Genomic DNA, 20,990 nt, shown 5'->3' on the forward strand with positions numbered 1-20,990 from the left:
AAATTTAATTTAAATCTATAGTTCTAAAAGTAAGATTAATTCTGGGCGTGAATACTTTTTTTGTTGGTGGTAACCTGTGCAACCAATTTTGTTGGGTAACATCTTTCATTACCAATAAACTACCTCTTTCTAAGAGAATATCTATACGTTGTTTGGTTTCTTTATGTTTAAAAGAAAACTTACGCTCTGCTCCCAAAGATAGAGAAGCTATTGCTCCATTTTTTTTTAACATTTTTTCGCCATCTGAATGATAGGCCATACCTTCTTCTCCTGAATGATATAGATTTAACAAACAAGAATTATAGGTTTCTCCACTCTCTTTTTCTACCAGATTTTTTAATGCGGTAAGTTCTTCTGTAAATAATAAGGCTTTTTTTGTGATACCTGAATAGGTATAGGAAAATTCTGAACTACCATACCACGCCACTTTTCTTTTAGTAATTATTTTTTTACCAAAAATTAATGCTTCATCATTTTTCCAAGCTATGGTTTCCAATAATTTTTGATAATAAAAATCGGATTGTTCTTTATTTAAAACAATACCATGATAGTTGGTAATTCCATCAAAAGGTAAGATATTTTTTATTTTTTCTGAAGAAAATAAATCCATACTATAAAAATACAAATTATAGTTATACTGCGCTACTTTCTATAAACTAAAAAATGTTAGCGCAACTAGGTGCTTAACCCTGAATTATAGACTCCTGAACTATAATCAAAGTGCAAAAAAAAACTTCACAATATAATTGTGAAGTTTTGCGGAGAAAGAGGGATTCGAACCCCCGGACCTGTTACAGTCAACAGTTTTCAAGACTGCCGCATTCGACCACTCTGCCATTTCTCCTAGTGTCTCATTGGATATTTCCCAAATGCGGTTGCAAATATAGAAAGGTTTTTTAGTTCTGTAAAATAAAAAGAAGATTATTTTTAATGTTTTTTGAATATAACAAAGAATTATAGATAAACACCTGATATTCAATAATTATTAATAAATTAAAAACAATAGAAATCGGTATTATACTAAAATATTGGTTACATCTTCTAAGTACTTCATTATCTTTGTAGACTACTTAAATTATTTAATTATGTCCTTTAATACTTTCGGAAATTTATTAAAAGTTACAACCTATGGAGAATCGCATGGAACTGCTATTGGTGGTGTTATAGACGGTTTTCCTGCTGGTTTAAAAATTGATTTTGATGCTATTCAAAAAGAGTTGAATCGCAGAAAACCAGGACAATCTAAAATAGTAACACAACGTAAAGAACCAGATACAGTAGAGTTTTTATCTGGTGTATTTGAAGGTAAAACTACTGGTACATCTATTGGATTTGTGATTAGAAATACAAATCAAAAATCTAAAGACTACAACCATAATACCAATGTATACCGTCCTTCTCATGCAGATTATACGTATGATCAAAAATATGGTATAAGAGATTATAGAGGTGGTGGTAGAAGTTCTGCAAGAGAAACGGCAAATTGGGTTGTTGCTGGCGCTTTAGCAAAACAATTAATGAGTGCTATAGATATTAATGCATTTACTTCTTCTGTTGGAAATATTTTTATAGACAAACCCTACCAAGAATTAGATTTCTCTAAAACTGAAGACAATATCATTCGTTGCCCTGATGAAACTACTGCAGAAAAAATGATAGAAAAGGTAAAAGAAATTAGAAAAGCTGGCGATACAATTGGCGGTACAATTACTTGTGTAGCTAAAAATGTACCTATTGGTTTAGGTGAACCAATTTTTAACAAATTACATGCTGCACTAGGGAGCGCCATGCTTTCTATTAATGCTGTGAAAGGTTTTGAATTTGGTAGTGGCTTTTGTGGTGCAAAAATGAAAGGCTCTGAGCACAATGATGTTTTTAATGCAGATGGCTCTACGCAATCTAACTTATCTGGTGGTATACAAGGTGGTATTTCTAATGGAATGGATGTTTATTTTAGAGTAGCCTTTAAACCTGTTGCTACTATAATGACAACACAACAAACCATTAACTCTGAAAATGAAGTAACAGAAATTACAGGAAAAGGAAGACATGACCCTTGTGTTGTACCTAGAGCTGTACCTATTGTAGAAGCCATGACCGCTTTAGTTTTGGCTGACTTTTGGTTACTTAACAAAACAAGAAAAATATAATTATAAATATAAGGCGAAACTGTAAAGTTTCGCCTTTTTATATAATATAACCTTAGTTTTATTCTCCTTGTCCTAAAGAGAACGCTCTTTTACCATCAAATTCGTATAAGTTTTCGGTTTTAATTACTTGAAAACCCTCTTGATTTAACTTAGACAGCAGCGCAATAACTTTTTCAAAATCTACGGCATTGTATATTTTTTCTCCATTAATTTTAGAATCAATATCTACAAATCTACATCTCCAATGGTCTGTACAATAGGTTTCTGCCAAACCTTGTGGGTATACTTTTACTCCCCTATTGGTAATCATTTTTAACTCCATCTTAAAAGAATCTAAACTAGAAAGTGCATCTCCAATTATCTTAGGATCGTTTCCTAGCCAATTTATAAATACATCAACACCTACCAACGTTTGCTTTTCTTCTTTTCTAACATACTTAGGTATAGTAATCTTTCCATTGCCTTCTGAAAGTTTGCTACTTGGCAATTCTGTAGGAGTTTTCCCTAAATTATCTATAATTTTATCTGCAAACTCACTTGTAGAAACTTTACTTTTTGAAATATTTTTTTGATAGACATCTGCTGTATGATACCCCTGTTCTAAAGTTACTAACCATGCGTTTTTAATCTTGTCTGCTATTTCTGTTTTACCTAAATGACACAACATCATAACAGCTGCATTTAACAATCCAGAAGGATTTGCTATTTTTTGACCTGCAATATCTGGTGCAGAACCATGGATTGCCTCAAACATGGCTACATTTGTGCCTATGTTTGCTGAACCTGCCATGCCTACAGAGCCGGCAATTTCTGCAGCAATATCAGAAATGATATCTCCATATAAATTAGACGTTACAATAACATCGTAATTGTTTGGATTGGCAGCTAACCTTGCAGAACCTATATCTATAATTTGAGAATTACTTTCAATTTCTGGATACTCTAAAGCAATTTCTTTAAATACATTATGAAACATACCGTCTGTTAATTTCATAATATTATCCTTTACCATACAAGTAACCTTCTTTCTACCATAAGCTCTGGCATATTCAAAAGCATATCTTACAATTTTCTCACAGCCTGGTCTTGTAATTAATTTTAAACACTGCACTACATCTTGTGTTTGTTGGTGCTCTATACCTGCATATAAATCTTCTTCATTTTCTCTAATAATTACAACATCCATTCCTGCAAAATTAGTTTCTACATAAGGCGCATAAGCAGTTACTGGTCTTACATTAGCAAACAAGCCTAACGATTTTCTTAAAGTAACATTTAAGCTTTTATACCCTTTACCCTGTGGAGTTGTAATAGGAGCCTTTAAAATCAGTTTATTTTTATTTATAGTTTCCCAAGCACTTTCTTGGATGCCTGCAGAATTTCCAGATAGATAAACTTTTTCTCCAATTTCTATTCGCTCAGGTTTTATATTGGCACCTGCAGCATCTAAAATTTTTAATGTGGCCTCCATAATTTCAGGCCCAATTCCATCTCCATAAGCTACAGCAACATCTGTTAACTTGCTTAAGTTAGTATTCTGTACTTTTTTATTTTCTAATGTATTTTCCATGTTATGAGGTTTTTATCTATGCAAATATTAGAATAATAATTTATATATTTTTATTTATGTTATTTATATAATCCATTAAATAAATTTATATATTTAAAAATGGACTAAAAAAAAAGTGAAACAATTGTTTCACTTTTTTAATTTTAGGCTTGACCTGTAGGTCCAAAATTCATTGGCATTGGGGGTTGTTCATAATCTTTAATCTCACCATTTTGTTGCTCAAACTTGCGTACATTGTCTGCTAATGCTTTTGCTAATCTTTTAGCATGTTGTGGTGTTAAAATTATTCTAGACTTTACTTTAGCCTTAGGCACACCTGGCATAATGTTTATAAAATCTACTATAAACTCAGAAACAGAGTGATTGATTATGGCTAGGTTAGAATACGTACCTTCTGCAACCTCTTGATCTAATTCAATATTTAATTGCCCGTCTTTATTTTGATTTTCATCCATTTTTTTTTATTTTTTAACTGTTAAAAAGTTGAATTGTGTAAGGGTCTTTACGCTATCAATTCCTGACTTAGCAGGAAGTACAAAAAAAAGTTGAATTGAATTCTGTAAAAATTACAGTAAACAATTCAACTTTTAAATACTTAAACGTTTACACGTTATTTATTTAGAAACTTTGTTCTATCTCGTCTTTTGGTCCAACAATAATCTTATCGTAAGCTCTCATTCCTGTTCCTGCTGGTATTTTCTTACCTACAATTACATTCTCTTTTAAGCCTTCTAAAGTATCTATTTTACCATTTACAGCTGCCTCATTTAATACTTTTGTGGTTTCTTGGAAAGAAGCCGCAGAAATAAACGATTTAGTTTGTAATGACGCTCTTGTTATACCTTGTAATACTTGTTCTGCTGTTGCAGGTCTTGCATCTCTTGCCTCCACTAAGTTCTGATCGTTTCTTTTTAATAAAGAATTCTCATCTCTTAATTGACGTGCAGTAACAATTTGACCCTCTTTTAAGTTTTCAGAATCTCCAGCATTTTCAACAACTTTCATTCCGTAAATAGCATCATTGTCTTTGATAAAGTCAGTTTTATGAATTAATTGATTCTCTAAGAATAGCGTATCTCCAGAATCTATAATTTTAACTTTACGCATCATTTGACGCACAACTACTTCAAAATGTTTATCATTAATCTTTACACCTTGTAAACGATATACCTCTTGTATTTCATTTACTAAGTATTCCTGCACTGCAGATGGCCCTTTAATTCTTAAGATATCAGAAGGAGTAGTTGCTCCATCAGATAATGGCATCCCTGCTTTAATAAAGTCATTTTCTTGAACTAAAATCTGATTAGAAAGTTTTACTAAATACTTGCTAACATCTCCTGTTTTAGATTCAACGATAATTTCTCTATTACCTCTCTTAATTTTCCCGAAAGAAACTACACCATCAATCTCAGAAACTACAGACGGGTTAGAAGGATTACGTGCTTCAAATAATTCTGTTACACGTGGTAAACCTCCTGTAATATCTCCTGCTTTACCAGATTTTCTTGGTATTTTAACTAAGGTTTTTCCGCTTTCTACAGCCTCACCATCATCTACCATTAAGTGTGCACCTACTGGTAAACTGTAAGAACGTAATGCGTTTCCATCAGCATCTTCTATAATTAAAGAAGCAATAATCTTCTTATTTTTAGAATCTGTAATTACTTTTTCTTGGAAACCAGTTTGTTCATCAATCTCTACAGCATAGTTCATACCTTGCTCTAAATTGTCAAACTTAACTTTACCTCCAAATTCAGAAACAATTACACCGTTAAATGGATCCCATTGTACAATTACATCTCCTTTCTTAATAGTCTTTCTTTCTTTATCAAAAATAATAGAACCATAAGGAATAATGTTTGTACTCTGTGTAATACCTGTTTTCTTATCTGTAATTTTAATCTCTGCAGTTCTGGAAATTACGATGTCAACATCATTTCCATCGTTATCTTTTCCTACTACAGTTCTTAAATCTTCAATATTTACATTACCATCAAACTTAGCTATTAACTTGTTGTCTTCTGATATGTTACCTGCAACCCCACCAACGTGGAATGTACGTAATGTTAATTGTGTGCCTGGCTCTCCAATAGATTGTGCTGCAATTACACCAACTGCTTCACCAATTTGTACTTTGTTAAGGGTAGATAAACTCTGGCCGTAACATTTTGCACAAATACCTTTTGTAGACTCACATGTTAATGGAGATCTTACTTCTATGCTGTCTAAACCAGATTGATCAACTGCTGTTGCCAATTGGAAAGTAATACGCTCGTTTGCTTTTAAAATTACTTCACCAGTTACTGGGTGATAAACATTGTTTAAAGAAACTCTACCTTCAATTCTGTCTGCTAAAGATTCTACAATCTCATCGTTTTTCTTTAATGGAGCAACTTCTAAACCTCTTAAAGTTCCACAATCTTCTTCGTTAATAATAACATCTTGAGAAACATCTACCAATCTACGTGTTAAGTAACCTGCATCTGCCGTTTTTAAGGCGGTATCTGCCAATCCTTTACGCGCACCGTGTGTAGAAATAAAGTATTCTAAAATTGATAAACCTTCCTTAAAGTTAGATAAAATTGGGTTTTCAATAATTTCTCCACCACCTGCAGTAGATTTTTTAGGTTTTGCCATTAATCCACGCATACCTGTTAACTGACGAATCTGTTCTTTAGAACCCCTTGCACCAGAATCAAGCATCATGTATACTGAGTTAAAACCTTGTTGGTCTTCACGCAAACGCTTCATAGATAATTCTGTTAATTGATTGTTGGTTCTTCCCCAAATATCAATTACCTGATTGTAACGCTCTTTTTGCGTTAACATACCCATGTTATAATTTCCTACAATTACATCCACCTCTTTGTTGGCTTCATTAATCATAGTTTGCTTTTCTTTAGGAATAATAATATCTCCTAATGAGAATGATAAACCACCTTGAAAAGCGAATTTATACCCCATATTTTTAATTTCATCTAAGAAAGCACCTGTTGTAGGAATATCTGTAGCTTTTAAAATACCACCAATAATTCCTCTTAAGTTTTTCTTAGTTAAAACTTCGTTGATATAACCAGCAGCAGCAGGAACTTTTTCGTTAAATAAAACTCTACCCACAGTAGTTTTTATAATTTTAGTTACTTGCTCTCCATTCTCGTCTATATCTTGTGTTCTTACTTTAATACCCGCATTTAAGTCTACCATTTCTTCGTTAAAAGCAATAGTTACTTCTTCTGGTGAATAAAAAGTTAATCCTTCTCCTTTAATTTTAACTTCTGGAGTAGAAATTCTTTCCTTAGTCATGTAGTATAAACCAAGTACCATATCCTGAGAAGGAACTGTTACTGGTGCACCATTTGCAGGGTTTAAGATATTATGAGAAGCTAACATTAATAATTGCGCTTCTAAAATAGCCTCTGGTCCTAATGGTAAGTGAACCGCCATTTGATCTCCATCAAAATCGGCATTAAATGCAGAACACGCTAATGGGTGTAACTGTATTGCTTTACCTTCAATTAATTTTGGTTGAAATGCTTGTATACCAAGTCTGTGTAAAGTAGGTGCTCTGTTTAATAAAACAGGATGTCCTTTAATTACGTTTTCTAAAATATCCCAAACAACTGGTTCTTTTCTATCTATTATTTTCTTTGCAGATTTTACAGTTTTTACAATACCTCTTTCAATTAGTTTTCTAATTACAAATGGCTTGTACAACTCTGCTGCCATATCTTTTGGCAATCCACATTCAGACAATTTCATTTCTGGTCCAACAACAATTACAGAACGTGCAGAATAATCAACACGTTTCCCTAATAAGTTCTGACGGAAACGACCTTGTTTACCTTTTAATGAATCTGATAAAGATTTTAAAGGTCTGTTAGATTCTGTTTTTACTGCAGACGATTTACGTGTGTTGTCAAATAAAGAATCTACAGATTCTTGTAACATACGCTTTTCGTTACGCAAAATAACTTCTGGAGCCTTGATTTCAACTAACCTTTTTAAACGGTTGTTTCTAATAATAACCCTTCTATATAAATCATTTAAATCTGAAGTTGCAAAACGACCACCATCTAATGGAACTAACGGACGTAATTCTGGTGGAATTACTGGTACCGCCTTCATAATCATCCATTCTGGATTATTTTCTCTATTTTTCTGAGAATCTCTAAATGCTTCAACAACATTTAAACGCTTTAATGCTTCAGTTTTACGTTGTTTAGACGTTTCTGTATTTGCTTTGTGTCTTAATTCAAAAGATAACGACTCTAAATCGATGCGAGCTAATAAATCTATCAGGCACTCTGCACCCATTTTAGCGATAAACTTGTTTGGGTCAGAATCTTCTAAATATTGATTTTCCTGTGGAATTTCATCAACAATGTCTAAATATTCTTCTTCCGTTAAGAAATCCATTTTCTGTAATGGTTCTCCTTCAGGATTTTTTGCAACACCGGGTTGAATTACTACGTAACGCTCGTAGTAAATAATCATATCTAACTTTTTAGATGGTAAACCTAAAAGGTATCCCATTTTGTTAGGTAATGATCTAAAGTACCAAATATGAGCAACAGGCACCACTAAATTAATGTGTCCTACTCTATCTCTACGTACTTTCTTTTCTGTAACTTCTACACCACATCTGTCACAAACAATACCTTTGTAACGTATTCTTTTATACTTACCACAAGCACATTCATAATCCTTTACAGGACCAAAAATACGCTCACAAAATAAACCATCACGCTCTGGCTTGTGCGTACGATAGTTTATCGTTTCTGGTTTTAAAACTTCACCTTTAGAGATTTCTAAAATCGCTTCTGGAGATGATAAACCAATAGATATTTTGTTAAACTTTTTTACAGTGTACTTCTCTTGTTTTCTTGCCATGTCTTTTATATAGTCTTCAGTCTTCAGTTGGCAGCCTTCAGTATGCAAAACTCTATAGAGTTAATGCTTACTGCAGACTGCTTTACTGCCCACTATTAAAATTTTATTCTTCTAATCTAACGTCTAAACCTAAACCTTTCAGTTCATGCATTAATACGTTAAATGATTCTGGTAAACCTGGTTCTGGCATAGACTCACCTTTAACAATACTTTCGTATGTTTTAGCTCTACCCATTACATCATCAGATTTTACAGTTAAGATTTCTCTTAAGATACTAGATGCTCCATATGCCTCTAGTGCCCAAACTTCCATCTCTCCAAAACGCTGACCACCAAACTGTGCTTTACCACCTAATGGTTGTTGTGTAATTAATGAGTATGGTCCAATAGAACGCGCGTGCATTTTATCTTCAATCATGTGCCCTAACTTAATCATATAAATGATACCAACTGTTGCTGGTTGATCGAAACGTTTTCCTGTTCCACCATCATATAAATAAGTATGTCCAAATCTTGGTACACCAGCTTCATCTGTTATCCCATTAATCTGGTCTAAAGATGCTCCATCAAAAATTGGTGTAGCATATTTAGTGTTTAATTTTTGACCTGCCCAACCAAGAACAGTTTCATAAATTTGACCAATGTTCATACGAGATGGTACACCTAATGGATTCAATACAATATCTACTGGAGTTCCGTCTTCTAAGAAAGGCATATCTTCTGCTCTTACAATACGTGCAACAATACCTTTGTTACCATGACGTCCTGCCATTTTATCACCTACTTTTAACTTACGTTTTTTAGCGATGTAAATTTTAGCTAATTTTAAAATTCCTGCTGGCAATTCATCTCCAACTGAAATTGTAAATTTCTGACGTCTTAAAGAACCTTGTAAATCATTTACCTTAATCTTATAGTTATGTACTAATTCTCCAACTAACGAATTTAATTCGCTATCTGTAGTCCAAGAACCTGTTAAGTGCACATAGTCGTCTACAGAGTTTAACATCTTAAGCGTGTACTTTTTACCTTTTGGTAAAACTTCTTCTCCTAAATCATTAAATACTCCTTGTGATGTTTTTCCACTGATTAAGTTGAATAATTTTTCAATTAATTCATCTTTTAAGCCTTCAAACTTAGAAATAAAAGAGTGTTCTAATTTAGCTACTGCTTCCTTATCTCTAATTCTCTTATTTTTATCTTTAACGGCTCTTCTAAATAATTTCTTATCAATTACTACACCTCTTAATGATGGCGAAGCTTTTAAAGATGCATCTTTTACATCACCAGCTTTATCACCAAAAATGGCACGTAATAATTTTTCTTCTGGAGTTGGATCAGACTCTCCTTTTGGTGTAATTTTACCAATTAAGATATCACCAGGATTTACTTCTGCTCCAATTCTAATCATTCCATTTTCATCTAAATCTTTTGTAGCTTCTTCAGAAACGTTAGGTATATCGTTAGTTAACTCTTCAGTTCCTAATTTTGTATCTCTAACATCTAAAGAATACTCATCAATATGAATAGATGTAAATATATCTTCACGAACAACTTTTTCAGAAATTACAATCGCATCCTCAAAGTTATACCCTTTCCAAGGCATAAAGGCTACTTTCATATTTCTACCTAAAGCTAATTCTCCTTTTTGTGTTGCATAACCTTCACAAAGTACTTGTCCTTCTGCAACTCTATCACCTTTTTCTACAATAGGTTTTAAGTTGATAGATGTACCTTGGTTGGTTTTTCTAAATTTAATTAAGTTGTAAGACACTTCATCAGAATCAAAACTTACTAGTTTTTCTTCTTCTGTTCTATCGTACTTAATTGTAATTTTATTGGCATCAACATAAGTTACTTCACCATTTCCTTCTGCATTAATTAAAATACGAGAATCTTTGGCTACCCTTCTTTCTAAACCAGTTCCTACAATAGGAGATTCTGGTCTTAATAAAGGTACTGCTTGACGCATCATGTTAGATCCCATCAATGCACGGTTTGCATCATCATGCTCCAAGAAAGGAATTAAAGATGCCGAAATTGAAGCAATCTGGTTAGGCGCAACATCCATATATTGAATATCTTGTGGCGTAACTACAGGGAAATCTCCTTCTTCACGCGCAATAACTCTATCCAATACAATAGCTCCATCTCCTTTAAGTTCTAGGTTAGATTGGGCAATTTTCATACCTTCTTCTTCTTCTGCACTTAAATAAATTGGCTCTTCTGATGCCACAACACCGTCATTAACTTTTCTATAAGGTGTCTCAATGAACCCTAAATTATTCACTTTCGCAAATACAGAAAGTGAAGAAATTAAACCAATGTTTGGTCCTTCAGGAGTTTCAATAGGACAAAGACGACCATAATGTGTATAATGCACATCACGAACCTCAAAACCTGCTCTCTCTCTAGATAAACCTCCAGGTCCTAATGCAGACAATCTACGTTTGTGCGTAATTTCTGCTAAAGGATTGGTTTGATCCATGAACTGAGATAATTGATTCGTTCCGAAGAAAGAATTAATTACTGATGATAATGTTTTCGCATTAATCAAGTCAATTGGTGTAAATACTTCGTTATCACGAACATTCATACGCTCACGAATTGTTCTAGCCATACGTGCTAAACCGACTCCAAATTGTCCTGCCAATTGCTCACCCACTGTTCTAACTCTACGATTAGATAAGTGATCAATATCATCTACTTCTGCCTTAGAATTAATTAACTCAATTAAATATTTAATAATCGTTATAATATCTAATTTGGTTAATACTTTTTGATCTATAGGCTCATTTAATTGAAGTTTAGTGTTCATTCTAAAACGCCCAACTTCTCCTAAATTATATCTTTGTTCAGAAAAGAATAACTTATCTATAATACCTCTTGCAGTTTCCTCATCTGGCGGTTCTGCATTACGTAGTTGTCTATAAATATGTTCTACTGCCTCTTTTTCTGAATTCGTAGGATCTTTTTGTAATGTGTTATGAATAATTGCATAATCAGCTAGGTGATTATCTTCTTTATGAAGCAAAACAGTTTTTGCCCCTGCATCAATTATTTCATCTATATGTTCTTTTTCTAAAATTGTATCTCTATCAAAAACAATTTCGTTTCTTTCTATAGAAACTACTTCTCCAGTATCTTCATCTACAAAATCTTCATACCAAGTTTTTAAAACTCTAGCAGCTAATTTTCTTCCTAATACTTTCTTTAATCCAGCTTTAGAAACTTTTACTTCTTCTGCAAGATCAAAAATTTCTAAAATATCTTTATCTCTTTCAAAGCCAATAGCTCTAAATAAAGTAGTAACAGGTAATTTTTTCTTTCTATCAATATAAGCATACATTACTTGATTGATATCGGTAGCAAATTCAATCCAAGAACCTTTAAAAGGAATTACTCTTGCTGAATATAATTTTGTACCGTTTGCGTGGAAAGATTGTCCAAAAAATACACCAGGAGACCTGTGTAATTGAGAAACTACCACACGCTCTGCACCATTTATTACAAAGGTACCCGAGTTAGTCATATATGGAATTGTACCTAAATAAACATCTTGTACAATTGTTTCGAAATCTTCATGCTCTGGATCTGTACAGTACAGTTTTAAACGTGCTTTTAAGGGCACACTGTGTGTAAGACCTCTTTCTATACATTCTTGGATAGAATACCTTGGTGGATCTACAAAGTAGTCTAAGAATTCTAAAACGAATTGATTTCTTGTATCTGTAATTGGAAAGTTATCCATAAAGGTTTTATACAAACCTTCTTCGCCTCTTTCTTCTGCCTTAGTTTGAAGTTGGAAAAAATCTTGAAAAGACTTAACCTGAATATCCAAAAAGTCTGGATATTCTTTTATCATTTGAGAAGTTGCGAAATTGATTCTTTCAGTAGTGTTTTTCGTTGCCAAAAGAGAATATTTTTTTGATTAAAATCTAAATTAAAATAAAGAACGAATATATACACAAAATGGTTTAGGACTAAAAACTTACGTTCCTAGATCCTAAACCTATATTTGTTTCCCCGAATTTCGAATAAAATCGAAAGCGGGAGTAAAAGCTTACTTAAGCTCTACCTCAGCTCCAGCTTCCTCTAAAGATGCTTTAAGACCTTCAGCCTCATCTTTAGTTACACCTTCTTTAACTGCTGCAGGAGCGCTATCTACGATACCTTTAGCTTCTTTTAATCCTAAACCAGTTAATTCTTTAACTAATTTTACAACCGCTAGTTTAGAACCACCTGCTGCTTTTAAGATTACATCAAATTCAGTTTGCTCATCAGCTCCACCTGCATCACCACCACCTGCTGGTCCTGCTACTGCTACTGCTGCTGCTGCTGGCTCAATACCATACTCATCTTTTAAAATAGTAGCTAATTCATTAACTTCTTTTACTGTTAAGTTAACTAATTGCTCTGCGAAATCTTTTAATTCTGCCATTTTAATTGTTTTTAATAATTTGTTTATTATAGTTTATTTGTGCGCGTAATTATTTTTCAGATAATGTCTTAATAATACCTGAAAGTGTTTGTCCACCTGATTGTAATGCTGAAACAACATTCTTGGCAGGAGATTGAAGTAATCCAATGATTTCTCCAATTAACTCTTCTCTAGACTTAATGCTAACAAGAGCATCTAATTGGTCATCACCAATATAAACAGACTCTTCTGCAAAAGCCCCTTTTAATAATGGTCTGTCCTTAGATTTTTTTCTAAATTCTTTGATTAATTTCGCTGGAGCATTTGCAGCTTCCGAAATCATCATAGAAGTATTTCCTTTTAAAACCGTTGGTAATTCTTCAAAATCTTTATCTGAAGCTTCCATTGCTTTCGCAAGTAACGTATTTTTTACAACTGATAACTGAACTCCTGCTTTAAAACAAGCTCTACGTAAATTAGAGGTAGTTTCTGCATTCAAGCCAGATATGTCTGCAAGATAAATAGTATTAGTATTTGCTAATGTTGCCGTTAAATCTTCTATTACTTGTGATTTTTCTTCTCTAGTCATGATTCTAAGTTTTAACGTATTAATTAGCTTTCACCTCAACCTCTATACTAGGACTCATTGTACTAGACATAAAAACACTCTTTACATAAGTACCCTTTGCAGTTGTTGGTTTCAATTTAATAATTGTTTGTATTAATTCATTTGCATTTTCTTCAATTTTCTGAGCATCAAAAGATACTTTTCCAATTGCTGCATGTACAATACCAGTTTTATCAACTTTAAAGTCAATTTTCCCAGCCTTTACATCTTGTACCGCTTTAGAAACATCCATAGTTACTGTACCTGTCTTTGGGTTTGGCATTAAACCTCTAGGACCTAAAATTCTACCTAAAGGACCTAATTTACCCATAACACTAGGCATTGTAATAATTACATCAACATCTGTCCAACCACTTTTGATTTTCTGAAGATATTCATCTAATCCAACATAATCTGCACCTGCTGCTGTAGCTTCTGCTTCTTTATCTGGAGTTACTAATGCTAAAACTTTTACGTCTTTACCTGTACCATGAGGTAATGTAACTACACCTCTAACCATCTGATTCGCTTTTCTTGGATCTACTCCTAAACGAATTGCTAAATCTACTGACGCATCAAACTTTACATTAGTAATGTCTTTGACTAGCGCAGAAGCCGCTGCTAAATCATACGATTGAGAACGATCTACCTTTGCGTAAGCTTCTTTTTGCTTTTTTGTTAATTTTGCCATTTTACTACTTTTTATAAAGCTTATGCTGGTGCATTACCTTTTACTGTTAATCCCATAGAACGTGCTGTACCTGCAATCATACGCATTGCCGAAGCAACTTCAAAGGCATTTAAATCTACCATTTTGTCTTCTGCAATAACTTTAATCTGATCCCAAGTAACTGATGCTACTTTCTTTCTGTTTGGTTCTCCTGAACCCTTTTTAATTTTGGCCGCTTCTAGTAACTGAACTGCTGCAGGAGGAGTTTTTACAACAAAATCAAACGATTTGTCTTTGAAAACAGTAATAACAACAGGTAAAACCTTACCTTGTTTGTCTTGCGTTCTTGCATTAAACTGTTTACAGAACTCCATAATGTTAACACCAGCAGCACCTAAAGCGGGTCCAACCGGCGGCGATGGATTCGCTGCGCCTCCCCTTACTTGTAACTTAACTACTTTACTAACTTCTTTTGCCATTTTAAAAATGTTTAATGATTTATTTTAAGTTGGAAGCCCCAAAACAAATCGATATATATTTGTGTAACAATTATATCTTTTCTACTTGCATATAACTTAATTCTAATGGTGTTTTTCTTCCGAATATTTTCACCATTACCTCAAGCTTACGCTTTTCTTCATTTACTTTTTCTATTGTGCCGTCAAATCCATTAAAAGGACCATCCACAACTTTTACAGTTTCACCTGTATTAAAAGGTATTGCAATATTTTCATCTTGGACAGATAACTCATCTACCTTACCTAACATTCTATTTACCTCTGATTTTCGCATAGGCACAGGTTCACCGCCTTTAGTTTCTCCTAAAAAACCAATAACACCTGTAATAGATTTAATAACGTGCGGAACTTCACCTGAAAGGTTAGCTTCTACCATTATATAACCAGGAAAATAAACTCTTTCTCTGTTTACTTTTTTACCATTTCTAATTTGAACAACCTTTTCTGTAGGCACAATAACCTGACTAACATAATCTGACAAACCAACTCTAGATATTTCTGTCTCGATATACGCCTTCACCTTATTTTCTTGTCCACCAATGGCCCTAACCACATACCATTTCATTACTGACTCAGCCATAATATAATTTTAAAATAATTTAAAAAAGTTATCTAACCCAGTTTGAAAAACATAATCTATACCTGCCACCGCTAATGCAAACAAAATTGTAAAAACTGCAACAGTTACAGTTGTCTTTTGAGCATCTTCTTTAGAAATCCAAGTCATATTAGTGCCTAGCTCTTCAAAAGAATCTTTGATATATTGTATAAACTTCATTTTACTTGTATGTTTTATTTGCACGGACGGAGAGATTCGAACTCCCGACACCTGGTTTTGGAGACCAGTGCTCTACCGCTGAACTACGTCCGTTTCTTTAATTCATTATTAAAGGCGTCACGTTAAAAAACGTGACACCCTTATAATATTATTAATAAACTAATTTAAATTAGTCTAATAATTCTGTTACCTGACCAGCTCCAACTGTTCTACCACCCTCACGGATTGCAAAACGTAAACCAACATTTAATGCGATTGGCTGGATTAAGTCTACAGTAATTGTTAAGTTATCTCCTGGCATTACCATTTCAACTCCATCAGGCAAGTTAATTGTACCTGTAACGTCTGTAGTTCTTACATAGAACTGAGGACGATAGTTATTATGGAATGGAGTATGACGCCCACCTTCTTCTTTTTTAAGAACATAAACCTCTGCTTTAAACTTCGCATGAGGAGTTACAGAACCTGGCTTACAGATTACCATACCTCTTTTAATATCTTCTTTTGCAATACCTCTTAATAAGATACCCGCGTTATCTCCCGCTTCACCTCTATCTAAGATTTGACGAAACATTTCAATACCAGTAATAGTAGAAGACATTTTCTCAGCCCCCATACCAATAATATCAACAACATCTCCTGTATTTGCAATACCAGTTTCGATACGACCTGTAGCTACAGTTCCACGACCAGTAATAGAAAACACATCTTCAACAGGCATTAAGAAATCTTTATCAACTTCTCTTAAAGGCTCTTGAATCCAAGCATCCACCTGTGCCATTAATTCTAACACAGTATCAACCCATTTTTGCTCACCGTTTAAAGCTCCTAAAGCAGAACCAGAAACAACAGGACCATTATCTCCATCATATTCATAGAAAGATAATAATTCTCTTACTTCCATGTCAACTAATTCTAAAAGCTCCTCATCATCTACCATATCAACTTTGTTTAAGAAAACAACGATACGAGGAATACCTACCTGACGACCTAATAAGATGTGCTCTCTAGTTTGTGGCATAGGACCATCTGTAGCAGCAACAACTAAAATAGCACCGTCCATTTGGGCAGCACCCGTTACCATGTTCTTCACATAATCCGCGTGACCCGGACAATCAACGTGTGCATAGTGACGGTTTTCTGTTTGATATTCTACGTGAGAAGTGTTAATTGTAATACCTCTTTCTTTTTCTTCTGGAGCATTATCAATCTGATCAAAAGATCTAGCTTCAGAGAATCCTGCATCAGCTAATACTTTAGTAATAGCCGCAGTTAAAGTTGTTTTACCGTGATCTACGTGTCCGATAGTACCAATGTTTAAGTGTGGTTTCGAACGGTCAAAAGTTCCTTTTGCCATAATTATTGATTTTAATTCTTAGTTTAAATATATTTAGTGTCTAATAATACTTTTTAACTTGAGCCAATGACGGGATTTGAACCCGTGACCTCATCCCTACCAAGGATGCGCTCTACCAACTGAGCTACACCGGCTTTGTTGATTCTATTTGAGCGAAAGACCGGGTTCGAACCGGCGACATTCAGCTTGGAAGGCTGACGCTCTACCAACTGAGCTACTTTCGCGTAATGTAAATTGTGGGGAGAGCAGGATTCGAACCTGCGAAGACATAGTCAACGGAGTTACAGTCCGTCCTCGTTGGCCGCTTGAGTATCTCCCCTTTAATTTACTATTTTAATGAACTTTAAATCGATTAACGATTCTTGTTTTTGTGAGCCGATGAAGGGACTCGAACCCCCGACCTGCTGATTACAAATCAGCTGCTCTAGCCAGCTGAGCTACATCGGCTTTTGTTATAAAAAACAAACCGCTATTTCTAACGGACTGCAAATGTATAAAGTTTTTTGATATTCTAAAACTTTTTGTAATTATTTTTTTATTTTTTTTTTAATTTTTAAGAAATTAAAGAGTCTCTATGCTTTTCTTTAGATCTTTTTAACTGCCTCTTTAAATTATCTACAGCGGCATTAACGCCTTCTTCAAAAGTTTTTGTTTCTCTCTTTACAATTAATTCGCTACCAGGTATATTAATTTTAACCTCTGTAATTTTATTTTCTTTATCACTTGTATTCTGAACTTTTAAAAAAACCTCTGCATCTACAATTTTGTCGTGGAACTTAGCAAGCCCTGTTACTTTTTTTTCTACGAACTCTATTAACGTAGCATCTGCATTAAAATTTACTGATTGTGTAAATACCTTCATAAATCACTTTTTTTTAGTGCTCCTAGGGTGAGCGTTATTATATACTTTCTTTATAGCATCAAGACTATTATGTGTATAGACTTGAGTTGAGGCTAAAGAGGAATGCCCTAGCAATTCTTTAACCGAATTTAAATTTGCACCTTCATTTAAAAGATGTGTCGCAAAGGAATGCCTTAAAATATGTGGGCTTTTTTTAACCTTTAACGAAACCTTACTAAAGTATGAATTTATAACTCTATAAACAAGCGTTTCGTATAATTTATTTCCTTTTTCTGTAAGCAATAAAAAATCCTCTTCTTTTTGATATTTTTGTCTTGCCTCTATATAATTTTGTATTGTATTTACAACCAGTTCTATTAGCGGTACAAGTCTTTCTTTATTTCTTTTACCAAGTATTTTAATTGTTTTCTGAGACAAATCTACATCTGATTGTTTGATATTAATTAATTCCGCTCTTCTTATTCCTGTTGAATAAAAAAGTTCTACAATTAACTTATTTCTTAAAGAAACAAAATTTTGTTCCTCTCCAATATTTTGAAGTACACCATTTATTTCTGAAGATGTAAAAGGAACTTGCATTTTTTTTTGAACTTTTAAAGCTTTGTGCCTTGCAAGTGGATTTATAGTTATCTGTGCTGTTTTTTGTAAAAACTTATAATAAGACTTTAATGCACTTACTTTTCTATTAATACTATTGTTAGCGATGTTTTGATTTACCAAACTAACAATCCAACTTCTTATTTGTGCGTAGTTTATTTCGTTCAGGTCTTCTTGATCGAATTCTGTAGTACAAAAATCTTTAAAATCTAATAAATCGTTTTTATACGCAGTAACCGTGTGCTCTGAGTACTGTTTTTCTAATTGTATGTATTCTAGAAAAGATGTTATCAATTTTGGATAATTTTAATACTTGTAAATCTACGAAATATAATAATTGAGAAGATAGTTAAATTTACCGAAGTTTTGGGAATGGACTTCGACAGGCTCAGTCTGACTTTTTGATTTTTATTCAATTATAGGTAAAAATCTTTACTTAGTCTATTCATTCATTCTTTTTAGCTTACAATTTTTAAAGCGTTGCTATACAACTTCTAAAAATTGAGCATAAAAAAAACTCGTAAAATTTAATTTACGAGTTTTAAAGTTTTCGCTTTTGAATGAGCAGATCCCGATATGAAATCGGGATTAGTTCAACTTGCAATTTTTAAGGCGTTGCTATGCAACTTTTAAAAATTGAGTTTTACTAGCCTACTTCTTCTTGCGTTCTTAGTCGTTGTACGTAAGAGGCTTTAATTCTTTGAGCTCTCTTTGCTACAGATGGCTTTGTAAAGTTTTTTCTGTTACGTAAGTTCTTCATCGTTTTTGTACGATCGAATTTTCTTTTATAACGCTTTAACGCTCTATCTATATTTTCTCCTTCTTTAATAGGTATAATTAACATAAGTTGGCACCTCCCTTCATAGTATCTTTATATTTTTATCTGCTTAACGCTAGATGTTTTTATTTTTTGGACTGCAAATGTACTTACAAATAATGAATTAGCAATTTTTATTCGAATTATTTTTTAGATTCTCGATTTTGCGTTAGGGATTGAAGTGGCATCCTTTTTTCTTTTTCTGAAAAAAGATATAACGTAAAGCCCAACCTTTTTAGGGAACGCCCAGGAAATGGTTTTTAGTTTTTAAAGCAATAAAAAAGTTGATAAGCCAACTAAACATATAGCTTTAACTTATCAACTTTATCTTGTCTCTTGTTTCTTGTCTCTTGTTTCCTGTTTCCTGTTTCCTGTTTCCTGTTTCTAAAAGCAAATTTACGTTGCTGGCTTATATTCCTTGTTATCGATTACCATTTTTGCGATAATTGAAAATAATTTTCGCAAAAAAACTAATCGGGCAAATTTACGTTGCTGGTTTATATTCCTTATTATCAATTACCATTTTTGCGATAATTGAAAATAATTTTCGCAAAAAAACTAATCAGGCAAATTTACGTTGCTGGTTTATATTCCTTATTATCAATTACCATTTTTGCGATAATCTCTTTTAAGATTTCAGAGGTTCCACCGCCAATTGGACCTAATCTACTATCTCTTAGTAAACGTGCCATTGGGTATTCTTCCATATAACCATAACCTCCTAACAACTGTAATGCATCATAAATTACCTCATCTGCCATTTTTGTAGATAGCAATTTAGACATGCTTGCTTCTTTAACAACATAGGTACCTAAATCTAGTCTTTTTGCAATAGAATAGTTATATTCTCTGCACATGTCTACTCTACTTGCCATTTCTGCAATTTTGTGTCTTAAGGCTTGAAATCTATCTAAAGATTTGCCAAAAGCCACTCTTTCTTGCATGTATTTTATAGCGTAATCTACAGCATACTCTGCTCTTGCATGTGCATTTACACCCATTAATAAGCGTTCTAATGCAAAGTGTTGCATAATATAAGGGAATCCTTTTCCTTCTTCTCCTAAAAGATTCTCTGCAGGAATTTCTACATTATCAAAAGCCAACTCACCTGTATCTGAAGCCTTCCACCCTAACTTATCTAGTTTGGTTGCAGAAATACCCTGAGTTTCTCTATCGACTACAAAAATGCTAATTCCTTTATACTTGTCTGATGGATCTGTTTTTGCTGCTACAATTAAATAATCTGAGTAAACACCATTTGTAATAAAGGTTTTAGAACCGTTTAAAATGTATTTATCACCTTGTTTTATTGCTGTAGATCGCATGCCTGCAACATCACTTCCGCCAAATGGTTCTGTGATACACAAACAACCTATCTTATCTCCTGTAACACTTGGTATCAAATATTTTTGTTTGGTTTCTTCTGACGCTTCTTTATTTAAATGCGTCATTGCCAAATATTCATGTGCCCACATTGCTGCTGCGAAACCACATGAATTGATTTTTTGCATTTCTTCTAAGAAAATTATGGTGTAAAAAAGATCTAAATCTAAACCACCATATGCTTCTGGAGTGGAGAGACCAAAATAGCCCATATCTCCAAATTTTTTCCATATAAAGCGCTCTATTGTGCCTGTTTTTTCCCACTTTTCTATGTGTGGTACTACTTCTTTATGTAAAAATTCTTTAAAACTTGCACGAAAAGCTTCGTGCTCTTCCGTAAAGTAAATACTGCTCATATAGTGGTAATG

17 protein-coding genes and 6 tRNA genes are annotated in these 20,990 nt (G+C 33.4%); 1 reads left to right on the plus strand and 22 read right to left on the minus strand.

The window, feature by feature from the left end:
• Nucleotides 1–4: 4 nt before the first annotated feature.
• Entirely contained in the window at nucleotides 5–610 is a 606-nt protein-coding gene (locus Q0684_RS12450) for an alpha-ketoglutarate-dependent dioxygenase AlkB (RefSeq protein WP_299017313.1), read from the minus strand.
• Between the two features lie 149 nt (nucleotides 611–759).
• Nucleotides 760–844 (minus strand) — tRNA-Ser (locus tag Q0684_RS12455).
• A 241-nt stretch (nucleotides 845–1,085) separates the two neighbouring features.
• Here Q0684_RS12455 and aroC point away from each other — a divergent pair.
• The gene (gene aroC / locus Q0684_RS12460; protein ID WP_299017316.1) at nucleotides 1,086–2,150 is read left to right on the plus strand and encodes a chorismate synthase; all 1,065 of its coding nucleotides are present in this window, start codon (nucleotides 1,086–1,088) and stop codon (nucleotides 2,148–2,150) included.
• Nucleotides 2,151–2,208: 58 nt separating this feature from the next.
• Here the strand turns inward: aroC and Q0684_RS12465 are convergent, their stop codons facing one another.
• From Q0684_RS12465 to Q0684_RS12560, 20 genes are all read right to left on the minus strand, one after another.
• Nucleotides 2,209–3,720 carry an NADP-dependent isocitrate dehydrogenase gene (locus Q0684_RS12465; RefSeq protein WP_299017319.1) on the minus strand — a complete coding sequence of 504 codons (1,512 nt, stop codon included), beginning with the start codon at nucleotides 3,718–3,720 and terminating at the stop codon, nucleotides 2,209–2,211.
• 143 nt (nucleotides 3,721–3,863) lie between these two features.
• On the minus strand, nucleotides 3,864–4,175 hold the full coding sequence (locus Q0684_RS12470) for a DUF3467 domain-containing protein (RefSeq protein WP_299017322.1): 312 nt from the start codon (nucleotides 4,173–4,175) through the stop codon (nucleotides 3,864–3,866).
• A 163-nt stretch (nucleotides 4,176–4,338) separates the two neighbouring features.
• Nucleotides 4,339–8,613: a DNA-directed RNA polymerase subunit beta' gene (rpoC, locus tag Q0684_RS12475; protein WP_299017324.1), complete on the minus strand. Its 4,275-nt coding sequence runs from the start codon at nucleotides 8,611–8,613 to the stop codon at nucleotides 4,339–4,341.
• Between the two features lie 103 nt (nucleotides 8,614–8,716).
• Complete coding sequence (rpoB, locus tag Q0684_RS12480) at nucleotides 8,717–12,526, minus strand: DNA-directed RNA polymerase subunit beta (protein ID WP_299017326.1); 3,810 nt, start codon at nucleotides 12,524–12,526, stop codon at nucleotides 8,717–8,719.
• Between the two features lie 150 nt (nucleotides 12,527–12,676).
• On the minus strand, nucleotides 12,677–13,054 hold the full coding sequence (gene rplL / locus Q0684_RS12485) for a 50S ribosomal protein L7/L12 (protein ID WP_299017328.1): 378 nt from the start codon (nucleotides 13,052–13,054) through the stop codon (nucleotides 12,677–12,679).
• A 49-nt stretch (nucleotides 13,055–13,103) separates the two neighbouring features.
• Nucleotides 13,104–13,622: a 50S ribosomal protein L10 gene (rplJ, locus tag Q0684_RS12490; RefSeq protein WP_299017330.1), complete on the minus strand. Its 519-nt coding sequence runs from the start codon at nucleotides 13,620–13,622 to the stop codon at nucleotides 13,104–13,106.
• A 19-nt stretch (nucleotides 13,623–13,641) separates the two neighbouring features.
• A complete protein-coding gene (gene rplA / locus Q0684_RS12495) occupies nucleotides 13,642–14,331 on the minus strand; it encodes a 50S ribosomal protein L1 (RefSeq protein ID WP_299017332.1) in 690 nt (229 codons plus the stop codon).
• Nucleotides 14,332–14,351: 20 nt separating this feature from the next.
• Nucleotides 14,352–14,789: a 50S ribosomal protein L11 gene (rplK, locus tag Q0684_RS12500; protein ID WP_299017334.1), complete on the minus strand. Its 438-nt coding sequence runs from the start codon at nucleotides 14,787–14,789 to the stop codon at nucleotides 14,352–14,354.
• A gap of 70 nt (nucleotides 14,790–14,859) precedes the next feature.
• Complete coding sequence (gene nusG / locus Q0684_RS12505) at nucleotides 14,860–15,408, minus strand: transcription termination/antitermination protein NusG (protein WP_299017337.1); 549 nt, start codon at nucleotides 15,406–15,408, stop codon at nucleotides 14,860–14,862.
• Nucleotides 15,409–15,417: 9 nt separating this feature from the next.
• The gene (gene secE, locus Q0684_RS12510; RefSeq protein WP_299017340.1) at nucleotides 15,418–15,606 is read right to left on the minus strand and encodes a preprotein translocase subunit SecE; all 189 of its coding nucleotides are present in this window, start codon (nucleotides 15,604–15,606) and stop codon (nucleotides 15,418–15,420) included.
• A gap of 21 nt (nucleotides 15,607–15,627) precedes the next feature.
• Nucleotides 15,628–15,699, minus strand: a tRNA-Trp gene (locus tag Q0684_RS12515).
• A gap of 76 nt (nucleotides 15,700–15,775) precedes the next feature.
• Nucleotides 15,776–16,963 (minus strand): elongation factor Tu, encoded by a 1,188-nt coding sequence (gene tuf, locus Q0684_RS12520; RefSeq protein ID WP_299017343.1) that lies wholly within the window; start codon nucleotides 16,961–16,963, stop codon nucleotides 15,776–15,778.
• Between the two features lie 61 nt (nucleotides 16,964–17,024).
• A tRNA-Thr gene (locus tag Q0684_RS12525) sits at nucleotides 17,025–17,097 on the minus strand.
• A 17-nt stretch (nucleotides 17,098–17,114) separates the two neighbouring features.
• Nucleotides 17,115–17,187 (minus strand) — tRNA-Gly (locus Q0684_RS12530).
• A gap of 13 nt (nucleotides 17,188–17,200) precedes the next feature.
• Nucleotides 17,201–17,282 (minus strand) — tRNA-Tyr (locus Q0684_RS12535).
• A gap of 54 nt (nucleotides 17,283–17,336) precedes the next feature.
• Nucleotides 17,337–17,410: transfer RNA gene (locus Q0684_RS12540), tRNA-Thr, on the minus strand.
• 106 nt (nucleotides 17,411–17,516) lie between these two features.
• Entirely contained in the window at nucleotides 17,517–17,825 is a 309-nt protein-coding gene (gene raiA, locus Q0684_RS12545; RefSeq protein WP_299017347.1) for a ribosome-associated translation inhibitor RaiA, read from the minus strand.
• A 3-nt stretch (nucleotides 17,826–17,828) separates the two neighbouring features.
• The gene (locus Q0684_RS12550; RefSeq protein WP_299017350.1) at nucleotides 17,829–18,716 is read right to left on the minus strand and encodes a tyrosine-type recombinase/integrase; all 888 of its coding nucleotides are present in this window, start codon (nucleotides 18,714–18,716) and stop codon (nucleotides 17,829–17,831) included.
• A gap of 352 nt (nucleotides 18,717–19,068) precedes the next feature.
• The gene (gene rpsU, locus Q0684_RS12555; RefSeq protein ID WP_026777225.1) at nucleotides 19,069–19,266 is read right to left on the minus strand and encodes a 30S ribosomal protein S21; all 198 of its coding nucleotides are present in this window, start codon (nucleotides 19,264–19,266) and stop codon (nucleotides 19,069–19,071) included.
• A 545-nt stretch (nucleotides 19,267–19,811) separates the two neighbouring features.
• Nucleotides 19,812–20,978, minus strand: coding sequence for an acyl-CoA dehydrogenase family protein (locus tag Q0684_RS12560; protein WP_299017364.1), 1,167 nt, complete (start codon nucleotides 20,976–20,978; stop codon nucleotides 19,812–19,814).
• Nucleotides 20,979–20,990: the final 12 nt, after the last annotated feature.

It is taken from the genome of uncultured Polaribacter sp. (genome assembly GCF_947503875.1).
Taxonomy (GTDB): Bacteria; Bacteroidota; Bacteroidia; order Flavobacteriales; family Flavobacteriaceae; genus Polaribacter.